The sequence below is a fragment of the Micromonospora sp. CNZ280 genome, from assembly GCF_011759515.1.
This window is the reverse complement of record NZ_JAAOYP010000001.1, coordinates 181,328-197,564: the sequence shown is the minus strand read 5'-3', so window position 1 is coordinate 197,564 and position 16,237 is coordinate 181,328. Positions and strand designations below refer to the sequence as shown.

11 protein-coding genes and 1 pseudogene are annotated in these 16,237 nt (G+C 75.9%); 9 read left to right on the top strand and 3 right to left on the bottom strand.

Annotation, left to right across the window (positions count from 1 at the left end; all coding sequences use genetic code 11):
* Window positions 1-144 precede the first annotated feature (144 nt).
* Together FHX32_RS00885 and FHX32_RS00880 are read left to right on the top strand one after the other, a co-directional pair.
* The gene (locus tag FHX32_RS00885) at window positions 145-1,908 is read left to right on the top strand and encodes a Y-family DNA polymerase (protein ID WP_167178572.1); all 1,764 of its coding nucleotides are present in this window, start codon (window positions 145-147) and stop codon (window positions 1,906-1,908) included.
* 243 nt (window positions 1,909-2,151) lie between these two features.
* Window positions 2,152-5,511, top strand: a complete 3,360-nt coding sequence (locus FHX32_RS00880; protein WP_167178570.1) for an error-prone DNA polymerase — start codon at window positions 2,152-2,154, stop codon at window positions 5,509-5,511.
* Window positions 5,512-5,618: 107 nt separating this feature from the next.
* Here FHX32_RS00880 and FHX32_RS00875 read toward each other — a convergent pair whose 3' ends face one another.
* Window positions 5,619-5,777 carry a hypothetical protein gene (locus FHX32_RS00875; protein ID WP_167178568.1) on the bottom strand — a complete coding sequence of 53 codons (159 nt, stop codon included), beginning with the start codon at window positions 5,775-5,777 and terminating at the stop codon, window positions 5,619-5,621.
* Window positions 5,778-5,968: 191 nt separating this feature from the next.
* On the opposite strand from FHX32_RS00875, the gene FHX32_RS34795 reads away from it, so the two are divergent.
* The 7 genes and pseudogenes from FHX32_RS34795 to FHX32_RS00845 all read left to right on the top strand — a co-directional run bounded on the left by FHX32_RS34795 (window position 5,969) and on the right by FHX32_RS00845 (window position 11,988).
* A complete protein-coding gene (locus tag FHX32_RS34795) occupies window positions 5,969-6,286 on the top strand; it encodes a hypothetical protein (RefSeq protein ID WP_486480858.1) in 318 nt (105 codons plus the stop codon).
* Window positions 6,287-6,424: 138 nt separating this feature from the next.
* Window positions 6,425-7,207 carry a methyltransferase domain-containing protein gene (locus tag FHX32_RS00865; protein WP_167182030.1) on the top strand — a complete coding sequence of 261 codons (783 nt, stop codon included), beginning with the start codon at window positions 6,425-6,427 and terminating at the stop codon, window positions 7,205-7,207.
* Window positions 7,204-8,382 carry an alkaline phosphatase family protein gene (locus tag FHX32_RS00860; protein ID WP_167178566.1) on the top strand — a complete coding sequence of 393 codons (1,179 nt, stop codon included), beginning with the start codon at window positions 7,204-7,206 and terminating at the stop codon, window positions 8,380-8,382. The genes FHX32_RS00865 and FHX32_RS00860 overlap by 4 nt, the downstream gene beginning before the upstream one ends.
* 320 nt (window positions 8,383-8,702) lie before the next feature.
* Window positions 8,703-8,942 (top strand): annotated as a pseudogene (locus FHX32_RS34355) (MFS transporter); the annotation flags it as partial.
* A 79-nt stretch (window positions 8,943-9,021) separates the two neighbouring features.
* The gene (locus tag FHX32_RS00855) at window positions 9,022-10,131 is read left to right on the top strand and encodes an MFS transporter (RefSeq protein WP_486481062.1); all 1,110 of its coding nucleotides are present in this window, start codon (window positions 9,022-9,024) and stop codon (window positions 10,129-10,131) included.
* Window positions 10,132-10,217: 86 nt separating this feature from the next.
* Window positions 10,218-11,477: a DNA polymerase IV gene (locus FHX32_RS00850; RefSeq protein ID WP_167178564.1), complete on the top strand. Its 1,260-nt coding sequence runs from the start codon at window positions 10,218-10,220 to the stop codon at window positions 11,475-11,477.
* 115 nt (window positions 11,478-11,592) lie between these two features.
* Window positions 11,593-11,988, top strand: a complete 396-nt coding sequence (locus tag FHX32_RS00845; RefSeq protein WP_088992747.1) for a DUF3040 domain-containing protein — start codon at window positions 11,593-11,595, stop codon at window positions 11,986-11,988.
* Window positions 11,989-12,443: 455 nt separating this feature from the next.
* On the opposite strand, the gene FHX32_RS00840 is transcribed toward FHX32_RS00845, so the two are convergent.
* Together FHX32_RS00840 and FHX32_RS00835 are read right to left on the bottom strand one after the other, a co-directional pair.
* Window positions 12,444-14,921: a transglutaminase TgpA family protein gene (locus FHX32_RS00840; protein WP_167178562.1), complete on the bottom strand. Its 2,478-nt coding sequence runs from the start codon at window positions 14,919-14,921 to the stop codon at window positions 12,444-12,446.
* 16 nt (window positions 14,922-14,937) lie between these two features.
* Complete coding sequence (locus FHX32_RS00835; protein WP_167178560.1) at window positions 14,938-16,236, bottom strand: DUF58 domain-containing protein; 1,299 nt, start codon at window positions 16,234-16,236, stop codon at window positions 14,938-14,940.
* Between the last annotated feature and the right edge of the window lies 1 nt (window position 16,237).

Here is a 16,237-nt window from a genome sequence, read left to right as displayed (position 1 = left end):
GCCCGCGCTGACCGGTCCGGTGGGTCGCCGGCCCGCATCGACCGGCCCGGTGGGTCGCCGGCTCGCGCTGACCGGTCCGGTGGGTCGCCGTCGCGCACCGATCGGCCCGGTGGGCTGTCGGCCCGGCCTGGGGGTGGCGGGCCGGTGCGGACCCTGCTGCTCTGGTGCCCGGACTGGCCGGTGCTCGCCGCCGAGATCGTGGAGGGGGTGCCGGCCACCGATCCGGTGGCGGTGCTGCACGCCAACCGGGTGGTCGCCTGCTCCGAGCGGGCCCGCGTCGAGGGGGTGCGTCGCGGGTTGCGCCGGCGGGAGGCACAGGGGCGGTGCCCGCAGCTCACCGTCGTCGACCATGACCCGGGGCGGGACGCCCGGGCGTTCGAGCCGGTGGTCGCCGCCGTCGAGGAGCTGGTCGCCGGGGTGGAGGTGGTCCGCCCCGGCGCCTGTGCGGTGGCGGCCCGCGGCCCGGCCCGCTACCTCGGCGGGGAGGAGGCAGCGGCCGAGCGGATCGTCGAGCACGTCGCGCAGACCTGCGCGGTGGAGAGCCAGGTCGGCATCGCCGACGGGGTGTTCGCCGCGGGGCTGGCCGCGCGCAGCGGTCGGGTGGTCCCGCCCGGCGGCACGCCGGAGTTCCTCGCCGCGCTGCCGGTCGAGGCGCTCGGCCGTCCGGCGCTGGCCGACCTGCTGCGCCGGCTCGGCGTACGCACCCTGGCCGACTTCGCCGCGCTGCCGGCCGGGGACGTGCTGGCCCGGTTCGGCTTCGACGGCGCGCTGGCCCACCGGCTCGCCGCGGGGCGGGACCACCGCCCGCTCGCCGTCCGCCAGCCCCCGGTCGATCTGGCGGTCACCGCCGGATACGACGAGCCGCTCGACCGGGTCGACGCCGCGGCCTTCGCCGCCCGCGCGCTGGCCGAGCAGTTGCACGACCGGCTCGCCGGGCACGGGTTGGCCTGCACCCGGCTCGGCATCGAGGCGGTCACCGCGCACGGCCAGGAACTGCACCGGGTCTGGCGGCACGACGGCCTGCTCACCGCCGCGGCCATCGCCGACCGGGTGCGCTGGCAGCTCGACGGGTGGCTCTCCGGCAGCAACGGCCGGGCCGGGGGCCGGGCGGCCCGGCCGACGGCCGGCATCATCCGGCTGCGGCTGGTCCCGGACGGGGTGATCGCCCAGGCCGGCCTGCAACCCGGCCTCTGGGGGGAGGCCGGCGAGGAGCGCGAGCGGGCACACCGGGCGTTGAGCCGGGTGCAGGGCATCCTCGGCCCCGAGGCGGTGGTCACCGCGGTGCTCGGCGGCGGACGGTCCCCGGCCGACCAGGTGCGCCTGGTGCCCTGGGGGGACGAGCGGCTCCCCGCCCGGCCCGGGCAGCCGATGTCGCTCGCCGGCCCGGTGCCACCGGGCCAGCCGGTGTCGTCGGGCGTGCCCGACCGGCCGGCGTCGTCGGGCCGGCCGGCATTGCCCGGTCAGTCGGGATCCTTGGTTCAGTCGGGGTCGTCGGGTCAGGGGGCGCAAGCGGGCCGAGGGGGGTCGGGTCGGGCGGCGCGGTCGCCCCGGTCGGCGGGGCGGTCGGCGGGGCGGGTTGACCCGCCGTGGCCGGGCCAACTGCCGCCACCCGCACCGGCCGTGGTGCTGCCCCAACCACTCGCCGCCGCCGTGCACGACGACGCCGGCGAGCCGGTCGTGGTCAGCGCGCGGCTCCAGCTGAGCGCCGCCCCGGCCCGGCTGACCGTCGGCACCGGCCGGCCGGGCGAGATCGTCGGCTGGGCCGGTCCGTGGCCGGTCGACGAGCGCTGGTGGGCGCCGGCCGAGGCCCGGCGCCGGGCCCGGTTCCAGGTCTGCCTCGCCGACGGCGCCGCCCTGTTGCTGGCCGTCGAGGCGGGGCAGTGGCTGGTGGAGGCGATCTATGACTGAACGTTCCGGCGTGCCGGCCCTGCCCGACCGGGTCGGTCAGGCTGGCCCGGGCACCCGTCGCCACGTCGACGGGGTCCGGGTGCTGCCGCAGGCTGCCGCGTTACTACCCCGCACGGTGATACCTGTGCGTCATATTGATGACGCACAGGTATCACGCTCGTCGGTGATGGGCCGCCGGCCGGCCTGCTGCGCGGGGCGGCGCCGGTCGACGGCGCGGTCGGGTGGCCGTGGCCGGCGGGCCGGATGAGCTTCCACAACCCCAAGCTGCCCTGGTCCGAGCTGGAACGGGTGCTCTCCGGCCGGGCCGGCGGGGACCGGCCGGAGCGGCACCTGCACGTGGTGGACCCGCTGGCCGTCGACGCCGACGGCGGGGACTCGCCGGCCTGGACCCGCAAGCGGCAGCAGTACCAGCCCCCCGAGCTGCCCCGCCCGGACGCCGCGGTGCCGTACGCCGAACTGCACGCGCACACCAACTTCAGCTTCCTCGACGGCGCCAGCCACCCGGAGGAGCTGGCCGAGGAGGCGACCCGGCTGGGGCTCACCGCGCTCGCCGTCACCGACCACGACGGCTTCTACGGCGTGGTGCGCTTCGCCGAGGCGGCCCGCGCGCTGCACCTGCCGACGATCTTCGGCGCCGAGCTGTCGCTCGGCCTGCCCGGCCCGCAGAACGGCGAGCCCGACCCGCTCGGCCGGCACCTGCTGGTGCTCGCCCACGGCCACGAGGGGTACGCCCGGCTGGCCGCCACCATCGCCCGCGCCCAGCTACGCGGTGGGGAGAAGGGCCGCCCGGTCTACGGCGAGCTGGAGGAGGTGGCCGCCGAGCTGCGCGACCACGTGCTGGTGCTCACCGGCTGCCGCAAGGGCCACGTGCCGGCGGCGCTGCTCACCGAGGGGGTCGAGGCCGCCGCCCGCGAGCTGGACCGGCTGACCGCCCTCTTCGGCGCGGAGACGGTCGCGGTGGAGCTCACCGACCACGGGCACCCGGTCGACGCCGACCGCAACGATGCACTCGCCGACCTGGCCGCGGCGGCCGGCCTGCCCACCGTGGCCACCAACAACGTGCACTACGCCACCCCCGCCCGGCGCCGGCTGGCCACCACCGTCGCCGCCGTCCGGGCCCGGCGCAGCCTGGACGAGATCGACGGCTGGCTGCCCGCCGCCGCCACCGCCCACCTGCGCAGCGGCGCCGAGATGGCGGCCCGGTTCGCCGCGTACCCGGGGGCGGTGGCCCGGGCCGCCGAGTTCGGCGCCGAACTCGCCTTCGACCTCCAACTGGTCGCGCCGAAGCTGCCCGCGTACCCGGTGCCGCCGGGGCACACCGAGATGAGCTGGCTGCGCCACCTCACCTACGCCGGCGCCCAGGAACGTTACGGCCCGCGCGCGGCGCACCCGAGGGCGTACGAGCAGCTCGAGCACGAGCTGAACATGATCGAGGAACTGGGCTTCCCCGGCTACTTCCTGGTGGTCTACGACATCGTCACGTTCTGCCGGGAGCAGGACATCTACTGCCAGGGTCGGGGCTCGGCGGCGAACTCGGCGGTCTGCTACGCGCTGCGGATCACCAACGTCGACGCGGTGCGGCACCGGCTGCTGTTCGAGCGCTTCCTCGCCCCGGAACGGGACGGCCCGCCGGACATCGACGTGGACATCGAGTCCGACCGGCGGGAGGAGGTGATCCAGCACGTCTACGCCCGCTACGGCCGGGAGCACACCGCCCAGGTCGCCAACGTCATCTCCTACCGACCCCGCTCCGCGGTGCGGGACGTGGCCAAGGCGTTCGGCTTCTCGCCCGGTCAGCAGGACGCCTGGAGCAAGCAGATCGACCGCTGGGGCTCGGTCGCCGCGGTCGACGTGGCGGACATCCCCGAGCAGGTCGTCGCGTACGCGAACGAGCTGCAGACCTTTCCCCGGCACCTGGGCATCCACTCCGGCGGCATGGTGATCTGCGACCGGCCGGTGATCGAGGTCTGCCCGGTGGAGTGGGGGCGGATGCCCGGGCGCAGCGTGCTCCAGTGGGACAAGGACGACTGCGCCGCGGTCGGCCTGGTCAAGTTCGACCTGCTCGGGCTCGGCATGCTCTCCGCGTTGCACTACGGCTACGACATGATCGGGATGAGCCTGGATCTCGGCGACATGACGCTGGACGACCCGGAGGTCTACGACATGCTCTGCCGGGCCGACTCGGTCGGGGTGTTCCAGGTGGAGAGCCGGGCCCAGATGGCCACCCTGCCCCGGCTCAAGCCGCGGGTCTTCTACGACCTGGTGGTCGAGGTGGCGCTGATCCGCCCGGGCCCGATCCAGGGCGGTTCGGTGCACCCGTACATCCGGCGCAAGAACGGCCAGGAACCGGTGGAGTACGCCCACCCGCTGATGCGCAACGCGCTGGAGAAGACCCTCGGCGTGCCGCTGTTCCAGGAGCAGCTGATGCAGCTCGCCATCGACCTGGCCGGCTTCGACGCCGCCGAGGCCGACCAGTTGCGCCGGGCGATGGGAGCCAAACGCTCGGCCGAGCGGATGGCCCGGATCGCCGACCGGCTCTACGCCGGGATGGCCGGGCGGGGCATCACCGGCGACCTGGCCGACGACGTCTACCGCAAGCTCTCCGCGTTTGCCAGCTACGGCTTCCCGGAGAGCCACGCGATGAGCTTCGCCTACCTGGTCTACGCCAGCTCCTGGCTCAAGCGCTACCACCCGGCCCCGTTCCTGGCCGCGCTGCTCAACGCCCAGCCGATGGGCTTCTATTCGCCGCAGACCCTGGTCGACGACGCCCGCCGGCACGGGGTGGAGGTACGCCGGCCGGACGTCAACGCCAGCGGCGCCAAGGCGGTGCTGGAATCCACCCCGCAGACCCGGTGGGGCAGCGAGCCGGGGGAGCCGCCGCACGCCTGGGGGCTGGACGGGCCGGCCGTCCGGCTGGGGCTGTCCAGCGTGCGTACCCTCGGCGACGAGGTGGCCGAGCGGATCGAGGCGGAGCGGACGGCGCACGGGCCGTACCGCGACATGCCGGACCTGGCCCGGCGCGTGGGCCTCACCGCCGCGCAGCTGGAGGCGTTGGCCACCGCGGACGCCTTCGCCTGCTTCGGGCTCACCCGGCGGCAGGCGCTCTGGGCCGCCGGGGCGGCGGCCCAGGACCGGCCCGGCCGGCTGCCCGGCACGGTCACCGGCACCGCCGCGCCGACACTGCCCGGCATGGAGGCGGTGGACCGGCTGGTCGCCGACGTCTGGGCCACCGGGTTGTCCCCGGAGACCCACCCGGCCAGCTTCATCCGCCCCCAGTTGGACGCGCTGGGCGCGGTGCCGATCGCCCGGCTCGGCCGGGTGGAGCCGGGCCAGCGGATCCGGGTCGGCGGGATCGTCACCCACCGGCAGCGCCCGGCGACGGCCGGCGGGGTCACCTTCCTCAACCTGGAGGACGAGACCGGCATGCTCAACGTCACCTGCTCGCCCGGGCTGTGGCAGCGCTACCGGCGGGTGGCCCGGACCAGCGCCGGGCTGGTGGTGCGGGGCCGGTTGCAGCGGCACGAGGGCGTGCTCAACCTGGACGCCGACCGACTGGACGCGATCGAGCCGCCGGTCAGCCCGGCCTCCCGCGACTTCCGCTGACCGGCCGGCGCGGTGCCTGGGCGGCGGCGTCGTGGCCGGCCGGGAAGACCGAGGGCACGCGCCGCGGCCCGGCCCTCACCGTCGAGCGCGCGTCGCGCCGATCCGGCTCAGCCGGCCAGGCCGGCGAGCGCCGTGCCGGCGCTGCCGAGCAGCCCGACCAGCACGATCCGCCGGAACAGCAGCGGGTCGATCCGGCGGAACAGCCGGTTGCCCGACCACCAGCCCAGCGGTACGGCGGGCAGCGCGACCAGGGCGGTCCGCGCCACGTCGAGGTGCAGCTGACCGGTCGCCGCGAATGCGCGACGGCACCGAGCAGTACGACGCCGAGACGGTGAGCAGCAGGAGCACGCGGCCAGCCTGACCAGGCCCGTGGCCGGGCCGGACGTCGCCCGCCCCGGCGGAGATCCGCGCCACACGCGGCTGGGCCCGGTTCCGCGGCGACGCGGCATCGTTCTACGTGATCCATTTGTTCCAGGAAGCGTTCCAGTTCCTGCGCATGGGCTACGCCTCGGCCATGGCCTGGCTGCTCTTCGTGATCATCCTGGTGGTCACGCTGGTGCAGGTGAAGCTCAGCAACCGGTTCGTGTTCTACGAAGGGGGAGGACCGATGAGCGATTCGTACCACGAGGTGGCCAACCGCCGGCGGACCCGGCTGGCGGCCGACTGGCACCCACACCAGTGCGAGGCCCGGGAATACCCGGTCACCGACGGGCCGGTGGCCAACGCCCGGCGCTCCCGGGCCGAGAAGGACCCCGAGGGCGGGGCGGAGTCGTGACCACCGCGGTCGAGCGGACCGCCGCCGCGCCGGTGCCCGGAGCCGCGCCGGCGGCGGGCCGCCGCCGGGGACGCCCGGCCGCCGCTCTGGCAGCGGGTGGCGTTCATGGCGGCGCTCACCGGCGCGTCCGTGATCTTCATGTCGCTGGCGCGGGTGACTAGGCTCGACCGGGTGGAGCAAACCCCAGGCCGGATCGCCGGGCCGCCGCTGACCCCCCGTACCGCCGTGATCTGGTCGGTGCTGCGCGCCGAGCTGGACCGTCGTGGCGACGCCGAACTGACCGTGCTCGACGTGGGCGGCGGCACCGGCGGCTTCGCCGTACCGCTGGCCCAGGCCGGGCACCGGGTAACCGTGGTCGACGCCAGCCCGGACGCGCTCGCCGCGCTGACCCGCCGGGCCGCCGAGGCCGGGGTCGCCGGGCGGGTGCACGCCGTGCAGGGCGACGGGGACGCGCTCGCCGGGCTGGTCGAGCCGGCCGGCGCCGACCTGGTGCTCTGCCACGCCGTGCTGGAGGTGGTCGACGACCCCGCGCCGGTGGTGGCCGCGCTGGCCGCCGCGCTGCGCCCCGGCGGCGCCGCGAGCGTGCTGGTCGCCGGCCGGGCCGCCGCCGTGCTCGGCCGGGCGATGAACGGGCACCTGGACACCGCCGCCACGCTGGCCGCCGACCCGGCGGGCACCGCCGGGCCCCGGGACACCCTACGCCGGCGCTACGACGCCGACGGCGCCGCCGCGCTGCTCGGCGCCGCCGGGCTGGTGGTCGAGGAGATCCACGGCGTACGCGTGCTCGCCGACCTGCTCCCCGCCGCCGTCGCCGACGGCCAGCCGGGCGCCCTGGTCGAGCTGGAGCGGTCGCTGGCCGGCCGGTCGCCCTGGCGCGACCTGGCCGCCCAGCTGCACCTGTTCGCCCGCCGGCCGGCATGACCCGACCCGCCGCACCGGCCGGCGCGCCCGACCCGCTGGCGGTGGTCGCTCCGCGCTACGGCACCGGCAGCCTGGCCGACGTGCTGCCCAGCGCGCTGGCCGTGCTCGGCGTGCCCGGCGCCGCCGACCCGCTCCGGCTCACCGAAGCGCTGGCCGGGGTACGCCGGATCGCGGTGCTGCTGGTCGACGGGCTCGGCTGGTACCAGATCCCCACCGCGGCCCCGTACGCGCCGACCCTGGCCGGGCTGGCCGCGACCGTCGGCCGGCCGATCACCTCGGGCTTCCCGTCCACCACGCCGACCAGCCTGGTGACCCTCGGCACCGGCGCCGCCCCCGGCGCGCACGGCGTGCTCGGCTTCACCGTCCGGGTGCCGGGCAGCGACCGGGTGCTCAACCACATCGAGTGGGCCGCCGACCCGGCCCCGCTGCGCTGGCAGCCGGTCCGCACCCAGTTGGAGCGGGCCCGGGCCGCCGGGGTCGCGGTGACCGTGGTGAGCCGCCCGGAGTTCGGCGGCAGCGGGCTCACCGTGGCCGCCAACCGCGGCGGCGACTACCGCGGCGCCGCCGGCGTCGACGCGCTGGCCGAGGAGATGCTGGCCGCGCTCGCCGCCGGCGCCGGGCCGACCCTGGTCTCCGGCTACCACCCCGACCTGGACCGGCACGGCCACCTCACCGGCGTCGACTCGATGCCCTGGCGGCACGCCGCCGCCGAGGTGGACGGGCTGCTCGCCCGGCTGGTGGACGGCCTGCCGGCGGACGCCGCGCTGCTGGTCACCGCCGACCACGGGCAGCTCGACGTGCCGGCCGGGCACCGCTTCGACCTGGACACCGACCCGCGGCTGCGGGCCGGGGTGCGGGTGGTCTCCGGCGAACCCCGGGTCCGTTACCTGCACGTGGCCCCCGGCGCCACCGCCGACGTGGTGGCCGCCTGGTCGGCGGTGCTCGGTGCCGCGGCCCGGGTACGGACCCGGGACGAGGTGGTGGCCGACGGCTGGTTCGGCCCGGTGCCGGAGGAGCACCTGAGCCGGATCGGCGATGTGGTGGTGATCTGCAACGACACGTACGCGGTGATGGCCACCCGGTCGGAGAAGCCGTTGGCCTCCCGGCTGGTGGCGTACCACGGGGCGGACACCGCGGCGGAGATGACCATCCCGCTGCTGGTGGTCCGCGGCTGACCGGGCCGGGCGGCCGCCCGCTCCGCTCGCTGACGCGGCACCGGCTGACCAGGCCCGGTACCGCCGGTGACCCCGGTCGACGGCGCCGCGGAGCCGGTCGGCGGCCGGGGCGTCCGGTCAGCGCTCGCTGAACCCTCCGAGCGCCCGTGCGAGGTCGTCGGCGGTGGGTGCGGACGCGGGGTCGATCAGCCACTGGATCATGGCGCCGTTGACCATCGCCATGGCGAGCCCGCCCGAAGTGGTAGCCGATGGAACCGAGGTGGGCGCCGGCCGCCGCCACGATGTCGCGGGCCGTGGTGTGCGCGTAGCCCATCCTGTTCATGGCCGCGCCCCTGATCAGCGCCGAACTCGGCCCCACCGCCGGCCAGCACCTGTGGATCGTGGACATCTACGGGTTCGTGATGGCCGGCTTGCTGGTGACCATGGGCAGCCTCGGCGACCGCATCGGGCGCCGCCGGCTGCTGCTCCTCGGCGCCGCCGCGTTCGGGGCGGCGTCGCTGCTGGCCGCCTTCGCCACCAGCCCGGAGCTGCTCATCGCCGCCCGGGCCCTGCTCGGCCTGGGCGGCGCCGCCCTCGCCCCGTCGACCCTCGCCCTGATCCGCGGCATGTTCGCCGACGAGAAACCAACGCCGGACCGCGATCGGGATCTGGACGGCCGGCTTCACCGGCGGCGTCGCGGTCGGGCCGATCATCGGCGGCTTCCTGCTGGAGCGGTTCTGGTGGGGCTCGGTGTTCGTCGTCAACGTCCCGGTCATGCTGCTGCTGCTCGTCGTCGGGCCGCTGCTGCTGCCCGAGTCGAAGGACCCGAACCCGGGGCGGCTCGACCCGCTCAGCTCGCTGCTCAGCCTGGGCGCGATCCTGCCGGCCATCTACGCGGTCAAGCACCTCGCCGAGGCGGGGCCGAACGCGTCCTCGCTGGTCGCCCTCCTCGCCGGGTTGACGGTCGGCGCCCTCTTCGTACGCCGGCGGCGCCGCAGCGAGCGGCCCATGATCGACGTACGGCTCTTCTCGACGGGCTCCTTCTCGGCGGCCATCGGTGCGAACACGGCGATCACCTTCGCCAGCGCGGGCATGGGCCTGCTCGCCGTCACGTTCATGCAGACGGTGCTCGGCCTCAGCCCGTTCGACGCCGCGCTCTGGACCCTGCCCACCATCCTGGGCGGCGTGGTCGGCGTCGCCCTCGCCTCCGCCCTCGCGCCGAGCATCCGGCCCGCGGTCCTCGTCAGCACCGGGCTCGTCCTCGCCGCCGCCGGATTCCTGCTGGTCAGCACCATGCGGGTCGACTCGCCCGTCTGGTGGCTGGTCACCAGCTACGGGCTGCTCACCCTCGGCGTCGGGATGACCAGCACGTTGGCGACCTCGCTCGTGCTCACCACGGCGCCGCCCGAGCGGGCGGGATCCGCGTCGGCGCTGTCCGAGACGAGCACCGAGTTCGGCGGCGCGCTCGGCATCGCCGTGCTGGGCAGCATCGCCGCCGGCATCTACCGGGCCGAGATGGACGCCCGGCCGCCGGCCGGCCTTGACGACGGGCTCGCCGACGCAGCCGTCGACACCGTCGGCGGTGCCCTCGCCGTGGCCGGCGAGCTGCCGACCGAGGTGGCCGGCGCGCTGCTCGACCGCGCCTTCGCCGCCTTCACCGACGGCTTCACGGTCACCGCCGTGGTCGGCGCGGCGATCCTCCTCGTCGGAGCGCTCGCCAGCGGCGTCGCCCTGCGTCGCGTACCCGCGGGAACGGCGTCGGCCGACTGAGGTCGACGGGACCGCCCGGACGGACCGGTGTCGCCGTCACCGGACCGTCCGGGAGTACTGTCGGAGGTGCCGGCTAGCCTGCGGCAATGGGTCGCAGTCAGTCGTTGCCGCGGGGCGGTGATCCCCGCTTCGGGCCGGACGCCGACGACTCCGGCTGCCCGATCCTGCACGTCGACATGGACGCCTTCTTCGCCTCGGTGGAGGTGCGCCGCCGGCCCGAGCTGCGCGGCCGGCCGGTGGTGGTCGGCGGGCTCGGCCCACGCGGGGTGGTCAGCTCGGCCAGCTACGAGGCCCGGCGCTACGGCGTACGCAGCGCCATGCCCACCATGCGGGCCCGGGCGCTCTGCCCGGACGCGGTCTACCTCCCGCCCGACTTCACCCAGTACACGGCGGCCTCCCAGGCGGTCATGCAGATTTTCCGGGACGTCACCCCGCTGGTCGAGCCGCTCTCCCTGGACGAGGCGTTCCTCGATGTGGCCGGCGCCCGGCGGCTGTTCGGGTCCCCGGCCGCCATCGCCCGACTGATCCGCGAGCGGGTCGCCGCCGAGCAGGAGCTGACCTGCTCGGTCGGGGTGGCGCCGAGCAAGTTCGTGGCCAAGCTCGGCTCGACCCGGGCCAAGCCGGACGGCCTGCTCGTCGTACCGGCCGGGCGGGTGCTCGACTTCCTCCACCCGCTGCCGGTCGGGGCGCTCTGGGGCGTGGGGGAGCGGGCCGCCGAGGCGCTGCGCCGGCTCGGCCTGAACACCATCGGCGATCTCGCCGAGGCGCCGCTCGGCATGCTGCGCCGCGCGGTCGGTGAGGCGTCCGCCACGCATCTGCACGAGCTGGCCTGGGGTCGCGACCCGCGCCGGGTCAGCCCGGAGCAGGTGGAGAAGTCGATCGGCGCGGAGGTGACCTTCGACGCCGACGTGGCCGACCCGCTGGAGATCCGGCGCGCCCTGCTCGCCCTGGCCGAGAAGGTGGGCGCCCGGCTGCGCCGGGCCGGCCAGGTGGGGCGGACGGTGTCGCTGAAGGTGCGGCTGACCGACTTCCGCACGGTGAACCGCTCCCGCACCCTCGCCGTGCCCACCGATACCGCACGGGAGGTGTTCGACACGGTCTGGGCGCTCTACACCGCGCTCGATCCGGGCGACCGGATCCGCCTGGTCGGCGTCCGGGTCGAGGGGCTCGCCGCGGCGGCGGGCGCCCCGCGCCAGCTCGCCCTCGGCGCGCCCGAGCGCGGGTGGCGGGAGGCGGAAGCTGCCGCCGACGCCGCGGCTGCCCGTTTCGGGCGGTCCGTCATAGGTCCGGCCAGTCTTCTCGGTGCCCCCGACGTGCGCCGAAATGAAAATCCCCGCCGGCCATAGGTCGTCCCGCTTTCCGACGCGCGACCCCCCTCGTAGACTTGCGGGTAAGCAGCCGGTTGGCTGCCACGGTCTGTCGGTCCGACCGGGCCGACCAACGTGACCGGGGAGGAGTGCCGTGCCGCTCTCGGAGCACGAGCAGCGGCTGTTCGAGCAGATCGAGCGGTCGCTTGCCGAGGACCCCAAATTCGCCTCGGCCGTGCGCGCCAGCGACCCGCGTTTCCACGCGCGGCGTCGCCTGCTCGTCGCTGCCGGCGTGATCATCGCTGGCCTGGCCCTGTTGGTCTACGGCGCGGTGATCAAGACTCCGCCGCTGGCGGTGGCGGGTTTCGTCGTCATGCTGGCCTCGGCCGCGTTCGCGGTGCAGTCACACCGTCGGGCGCAGTCACCCGACCTGCACGTCGTGGGCGGTACGACGAGTCGTCGTCGTCCCCGCGGTCGTGCCGGTCGACGGCCGTCGATCCTGGACCGGCTGGAGGACCGGTGGCGGCAGCGCCCGGAGGGGCACCGCTGACCCCGACCCGCCGCTGAGGCGGGCACCCCACCGCTCCCGGCGGATCGCCGGGACGCCCCGGCGACCTTTGACGTTCCGCTGCGCCCCGACCCGCCGGCAATCGGCACGCCGGCCGCCACCCCGAGTAGGACGGCGAGGTCCGGCCAAGGGGGCCAGGCCGACTCGTGCCGCCCGCCCGCCGTCGCTCAACCCACTGGCAGGCCCCGGCGCGGCCCGACCCGCCGAGGCCCACTCCGCCGGAAGGCTCGACGCGGCCCGCCGACGCCAACTCCGCCGGCTGGCCCGACGCCGGCCGCCCCGCGCCGCCTGCTCGCCGTCGGCTGCCGCGCCGCCCGCTCGCCGTCGGGCCGACGTGACGCCCGTGGCTGGCGGATCTGTCGGGCGCGGTGCCACCGGGCCTCGGGTTGGGGTGTCCGGGTGGGCGGCGGGGAGGCCCGCCGCCCACCCGGCGCGGGTCAGCGGGCCAACCGGCTGGCGATCAGGCGGCGCGGGCTCCAGCGCAGCAGCCGGTGGCGGACCCGTCCCGTCGTCGCCACCAGGCGGGACGAGGCGTCCGCCGTGGCAAGCCGCCAGCGCAGCAGCACCGACGGCGGAAGCACCGCCGCCAGCAGCCGGGTACGCCGGTCGGCCTGCGCGGCGAGCGCGCCGCGTACCGACCGCAGGGCCGGCAGCAGCCGCTCTCCGGTGAGCGGGTCCCGCGCGTAGCGGGCGCGTTCCTCCGCCCGCCCGAGCAGGCGTACCGCCGTGACGGCACCGGCGTCGGCGCTCAACGCCTCCCGGACCAGCCGGTCGGCGGTGGCCCGGGGGGTCTCCGTGCGGTCCACCCGGACCCGGTAGTCGACCAACGTGTCGAGCAGCTCGTCCCAGGCCGCGTGGGCGTCCGCCCGCGCCCGGGCGGCGTCCACGCCGAGCACGACCATCCGCGGCCCGGCGGCGGGCGCGTCACCGCCCGCCGCCCGCACCGTCGCCTCGGCGGGAGCCGCCGCGACACCGCGCCGCCGGCGCAGGGCCAGCCGGCGCAGCGCCGGCAGGGCGAGCAGGGCGAGCAGGACCAGTGCGCCGGCCGCCCACCACGGCCAGACCGGGGCCCGCTCGGCCGGCGCGGTGCCGCCGAGCGCCAGGCCGGAGTCCGGGTCCTCCTCGGGGGAGTCCGGGCCCTGCGGGCCCGCCGACGCCTCCGTCTCGCCCGGCGCGCTGGCGCTGCCCGGCTCGGCCGTCGACTCCTCCGGGGCGTCGATGTCCGGTGCCCAGGCCGAGCGGGTCGACCCCGCCACGCCGTACGCCGGGGTGGCGTCGAACGGCACCCAGCCCATCTGGTCGAAGTAGACCTCGGTCCAGGCGTGCAGGTTCCGGTTGGTCAGCGTGTACGTGTCGCCGGACCGGTTGCTGCCGTTGGTGAACCCGAACGCCACCCGGGCCGGGATGCCGGCGGCCCGGACCAGCCAGGCCATCGCGGCGGCGTACTGCTGGCAGTAGCCGGCCTTGTTGGTGAGGAAGTCGACGATCTCCTGACCACTGGTGCCGGTCTCGGTGCTCAGCCGGTAGACGAAGCCGTTGTCCGCCGAGAAGTAGTCGTAGATCGCCCGGACCTTGTCGTACTGGGTGTTCGCACCGCGGATCAGCCGGCTGACCAGCGCGTCGACCTCGGGCACGTCCGGCGTGACTGTGTAGTGGACCCGGGCCGGGTGGGAGGCTCCCAGCGGTTGCGCCTGCCGCAGCACGCTCGGCGTGTACGTCAGCCGGACGTACTCGAACGAGTACTTCTTGCCGCGGGCGGACTCCCGGCCGGAGAAGACGATCTGGCGGTCGTCGTCGTAGAGCCACCGGTCGTTCAGGTCTTCCGTGCGGACCGGCTGGGCGTACACCGGCAGCAGCGGCATGTCGAGGTTGTCGGTCACCTCGACGGTCGCCCGGTAGTGGTTCTGCCCGACGCCCGACCGGAGGCCCTCCGCCGGGTCCGGCAGGTCCCGGTTGACCGGCCTGCCGCTGGGGTCGCTGACCCGGAAGCCGTCGTTGCCCAGCCGGTCGGCCACCCCGAAGCGCAGGTAGAACGGCTGCTGCTCGTTGGTGGTGACCTTGACCAGGTCGGCGACCTCGGACTGGTTCAGCTGCCCGCTCAGCGCGGCGAACAGGTTGATCCGGCCGGGATTGGTGCCGACGCCCGGCCGCCCGGTGCCGGTGCCGTTGCCCGCGCCGGTGCCGAGGGTGTCCAGCAGCCCGCCGGTCATTCCCGGCACGGCCAGCGGCAACACCACGGCCACCGCCACGCCGACCACCGCGAGCCGCCGGCCGGCGGCGGCCAGCGGCGAGGACTCCCAGACGTCCACGTCCCGGCCGTCGCCGGTGAACCGGCGGCCGAACCGGCGCACCCGGTCCACGTTGTCGGTGACCAGCAGCCAGAGGTAGCCGGCGGCGCCGACGACGAACGGCACCGGCGGGACGCTGTCCACGTAGACCGCCACCGGCACCGAGTAGATGGCGAGCATCGGCAGCCCGGCCAGCGCCGGACGGCGCAGCCCGACGGCGAGCACGTCGACCACCACGGCCACCCCGCCGATGCCGAGCACGGTGAGGAAGAGCAGCGGGTCGGTGTCCGGGACCTTCACGCCGTACGAGCGCATGTCCTGCATCGAGGCGGACAGCAGGTCGGCGAAGTGCCCGAAGGTGGCCGGGGTCGGGATGAACGCGACCAGTTCGGTGCCGCCGGGGAAGAGCCAGGTCAGGGCCAGCGTCAGGCCGGCCAGCATGGCCACCACCTGGGCCCAGAGCGGGAACCTGGCCAACCGGGCCAGCGCGGCCACGGCGGCCACCACCGCCACCGCGATGGTGGCCTGGATCAGCCACGTCCAGCGTTCGAAGATGGCCGACAGCGGCGCGGCGGCGAGCAGGGTCGCCGCCGCGGCGACGAAGCCCAGGTTGCGGTGAGCGATCATGAGGGGAGCCTTCCGTTCATCGCACGCCGCCGGCCACCGTCTCGGCCAGCGCCGCCCGCAGCGCGAAACCCTGCGAACCCCGGGCCGCCTGCGGCCAGAGCGCCGGCAGCCGGCCGCCGTGGTCGACGCCGATCACCCGCCAGCCGCTCTGCAGCAGCGCCAGCGCGGCGGCGCCGTGCGCCTGGTCGGCCTCGGCCCGGGCCTTCTCCGGCAGGTTGAGCCAGGTGGAGCTGTGCAGCAGGAAGCCGACGCAGGTGGCGCCGTTGCCGCGCAGCCCGGCCAGCAGTTCGGCCTCGGCGGTGCTCAGCGAACCGAACAGACCGATGATCAGGCCGCCGTCCGAGCGCTGCCGCACCCGCTGCACCAGCGTGGTGATCTCGACGTTCTTGTCCAGCCGGACCTCGGCGAGGTGGTCCAGGAGCAGGCCGTCGCCGCCCACCTCGGAGGCGTCCACGTCCGCCCCCGAGCCGGTGACCAGGCGCAGCTTGTAGCCGGCCTGGCGCAGGTGCACAGCGATGCTCGCGGCGGCCGAGACCGCCCACTCGAAGCTGGCCGTCGGGCCGTCGCCGCGGTGGCCGTACGCTCGGGTGTCGAGGACCACGGTGGCTCGGCTCTCCCAGGGCTGCTCCTCCCGCCGCACCATCAACTCGCCGGTGCGCGCGGTCGACTTCCAGTGCACCCGGCGCAGGTCGTCGCCCATCCGGTACTCGCGGGTGGCGGCGTCGTCCTCGCCGTGCACCGCCACCGAACGGGCCCGGCTGTCGCCGCTGCCGGCGTACTCACCGGGCAGCCGCACCGACGGCAACGGGGTGACCTGCGGAATGACGGTCAGGTGGTCGGTGCTCGGGAACGCGCGGCTGAGCTCGCACAACCCGAACGGGTCGGTCATCCGGACCACCAGCGGTCCCACCTCGTACCGGCCACGCACGTCCGCGCGCACGGTGTACGCCACCGAGCTGGCCTGGTGCGCGCCGAGCCGCTCCAGCACCACCCGCGGCCGGCTGCCCAGCGCGTACGGCAGCCGGTCCTCCAGCAGCAGCGTGCCGGTCGGCAGGCGGGACATGTTCTGCAGCCGCAGCACCACCCGCGAGCTGGCCCCGACCGGCACCCGGTGCGGGTCCAGCGACCGGTTGCAGGCCAGCTTGTAGCGGCTGCGCCCGACGTAGGCCGCGGCGAGCAGCGGCAGGATGGCGAGCAGCACGGCGACCCGGAGCAGGTCCTTCTCGCCGAGGATCGCCGACGAGATCGCGGCGGCGACCGCGGCCGCCAGAAACGAGCGGCCCCGGGTGGTCAGCCCGCGCAGCCCTTCGCGCACC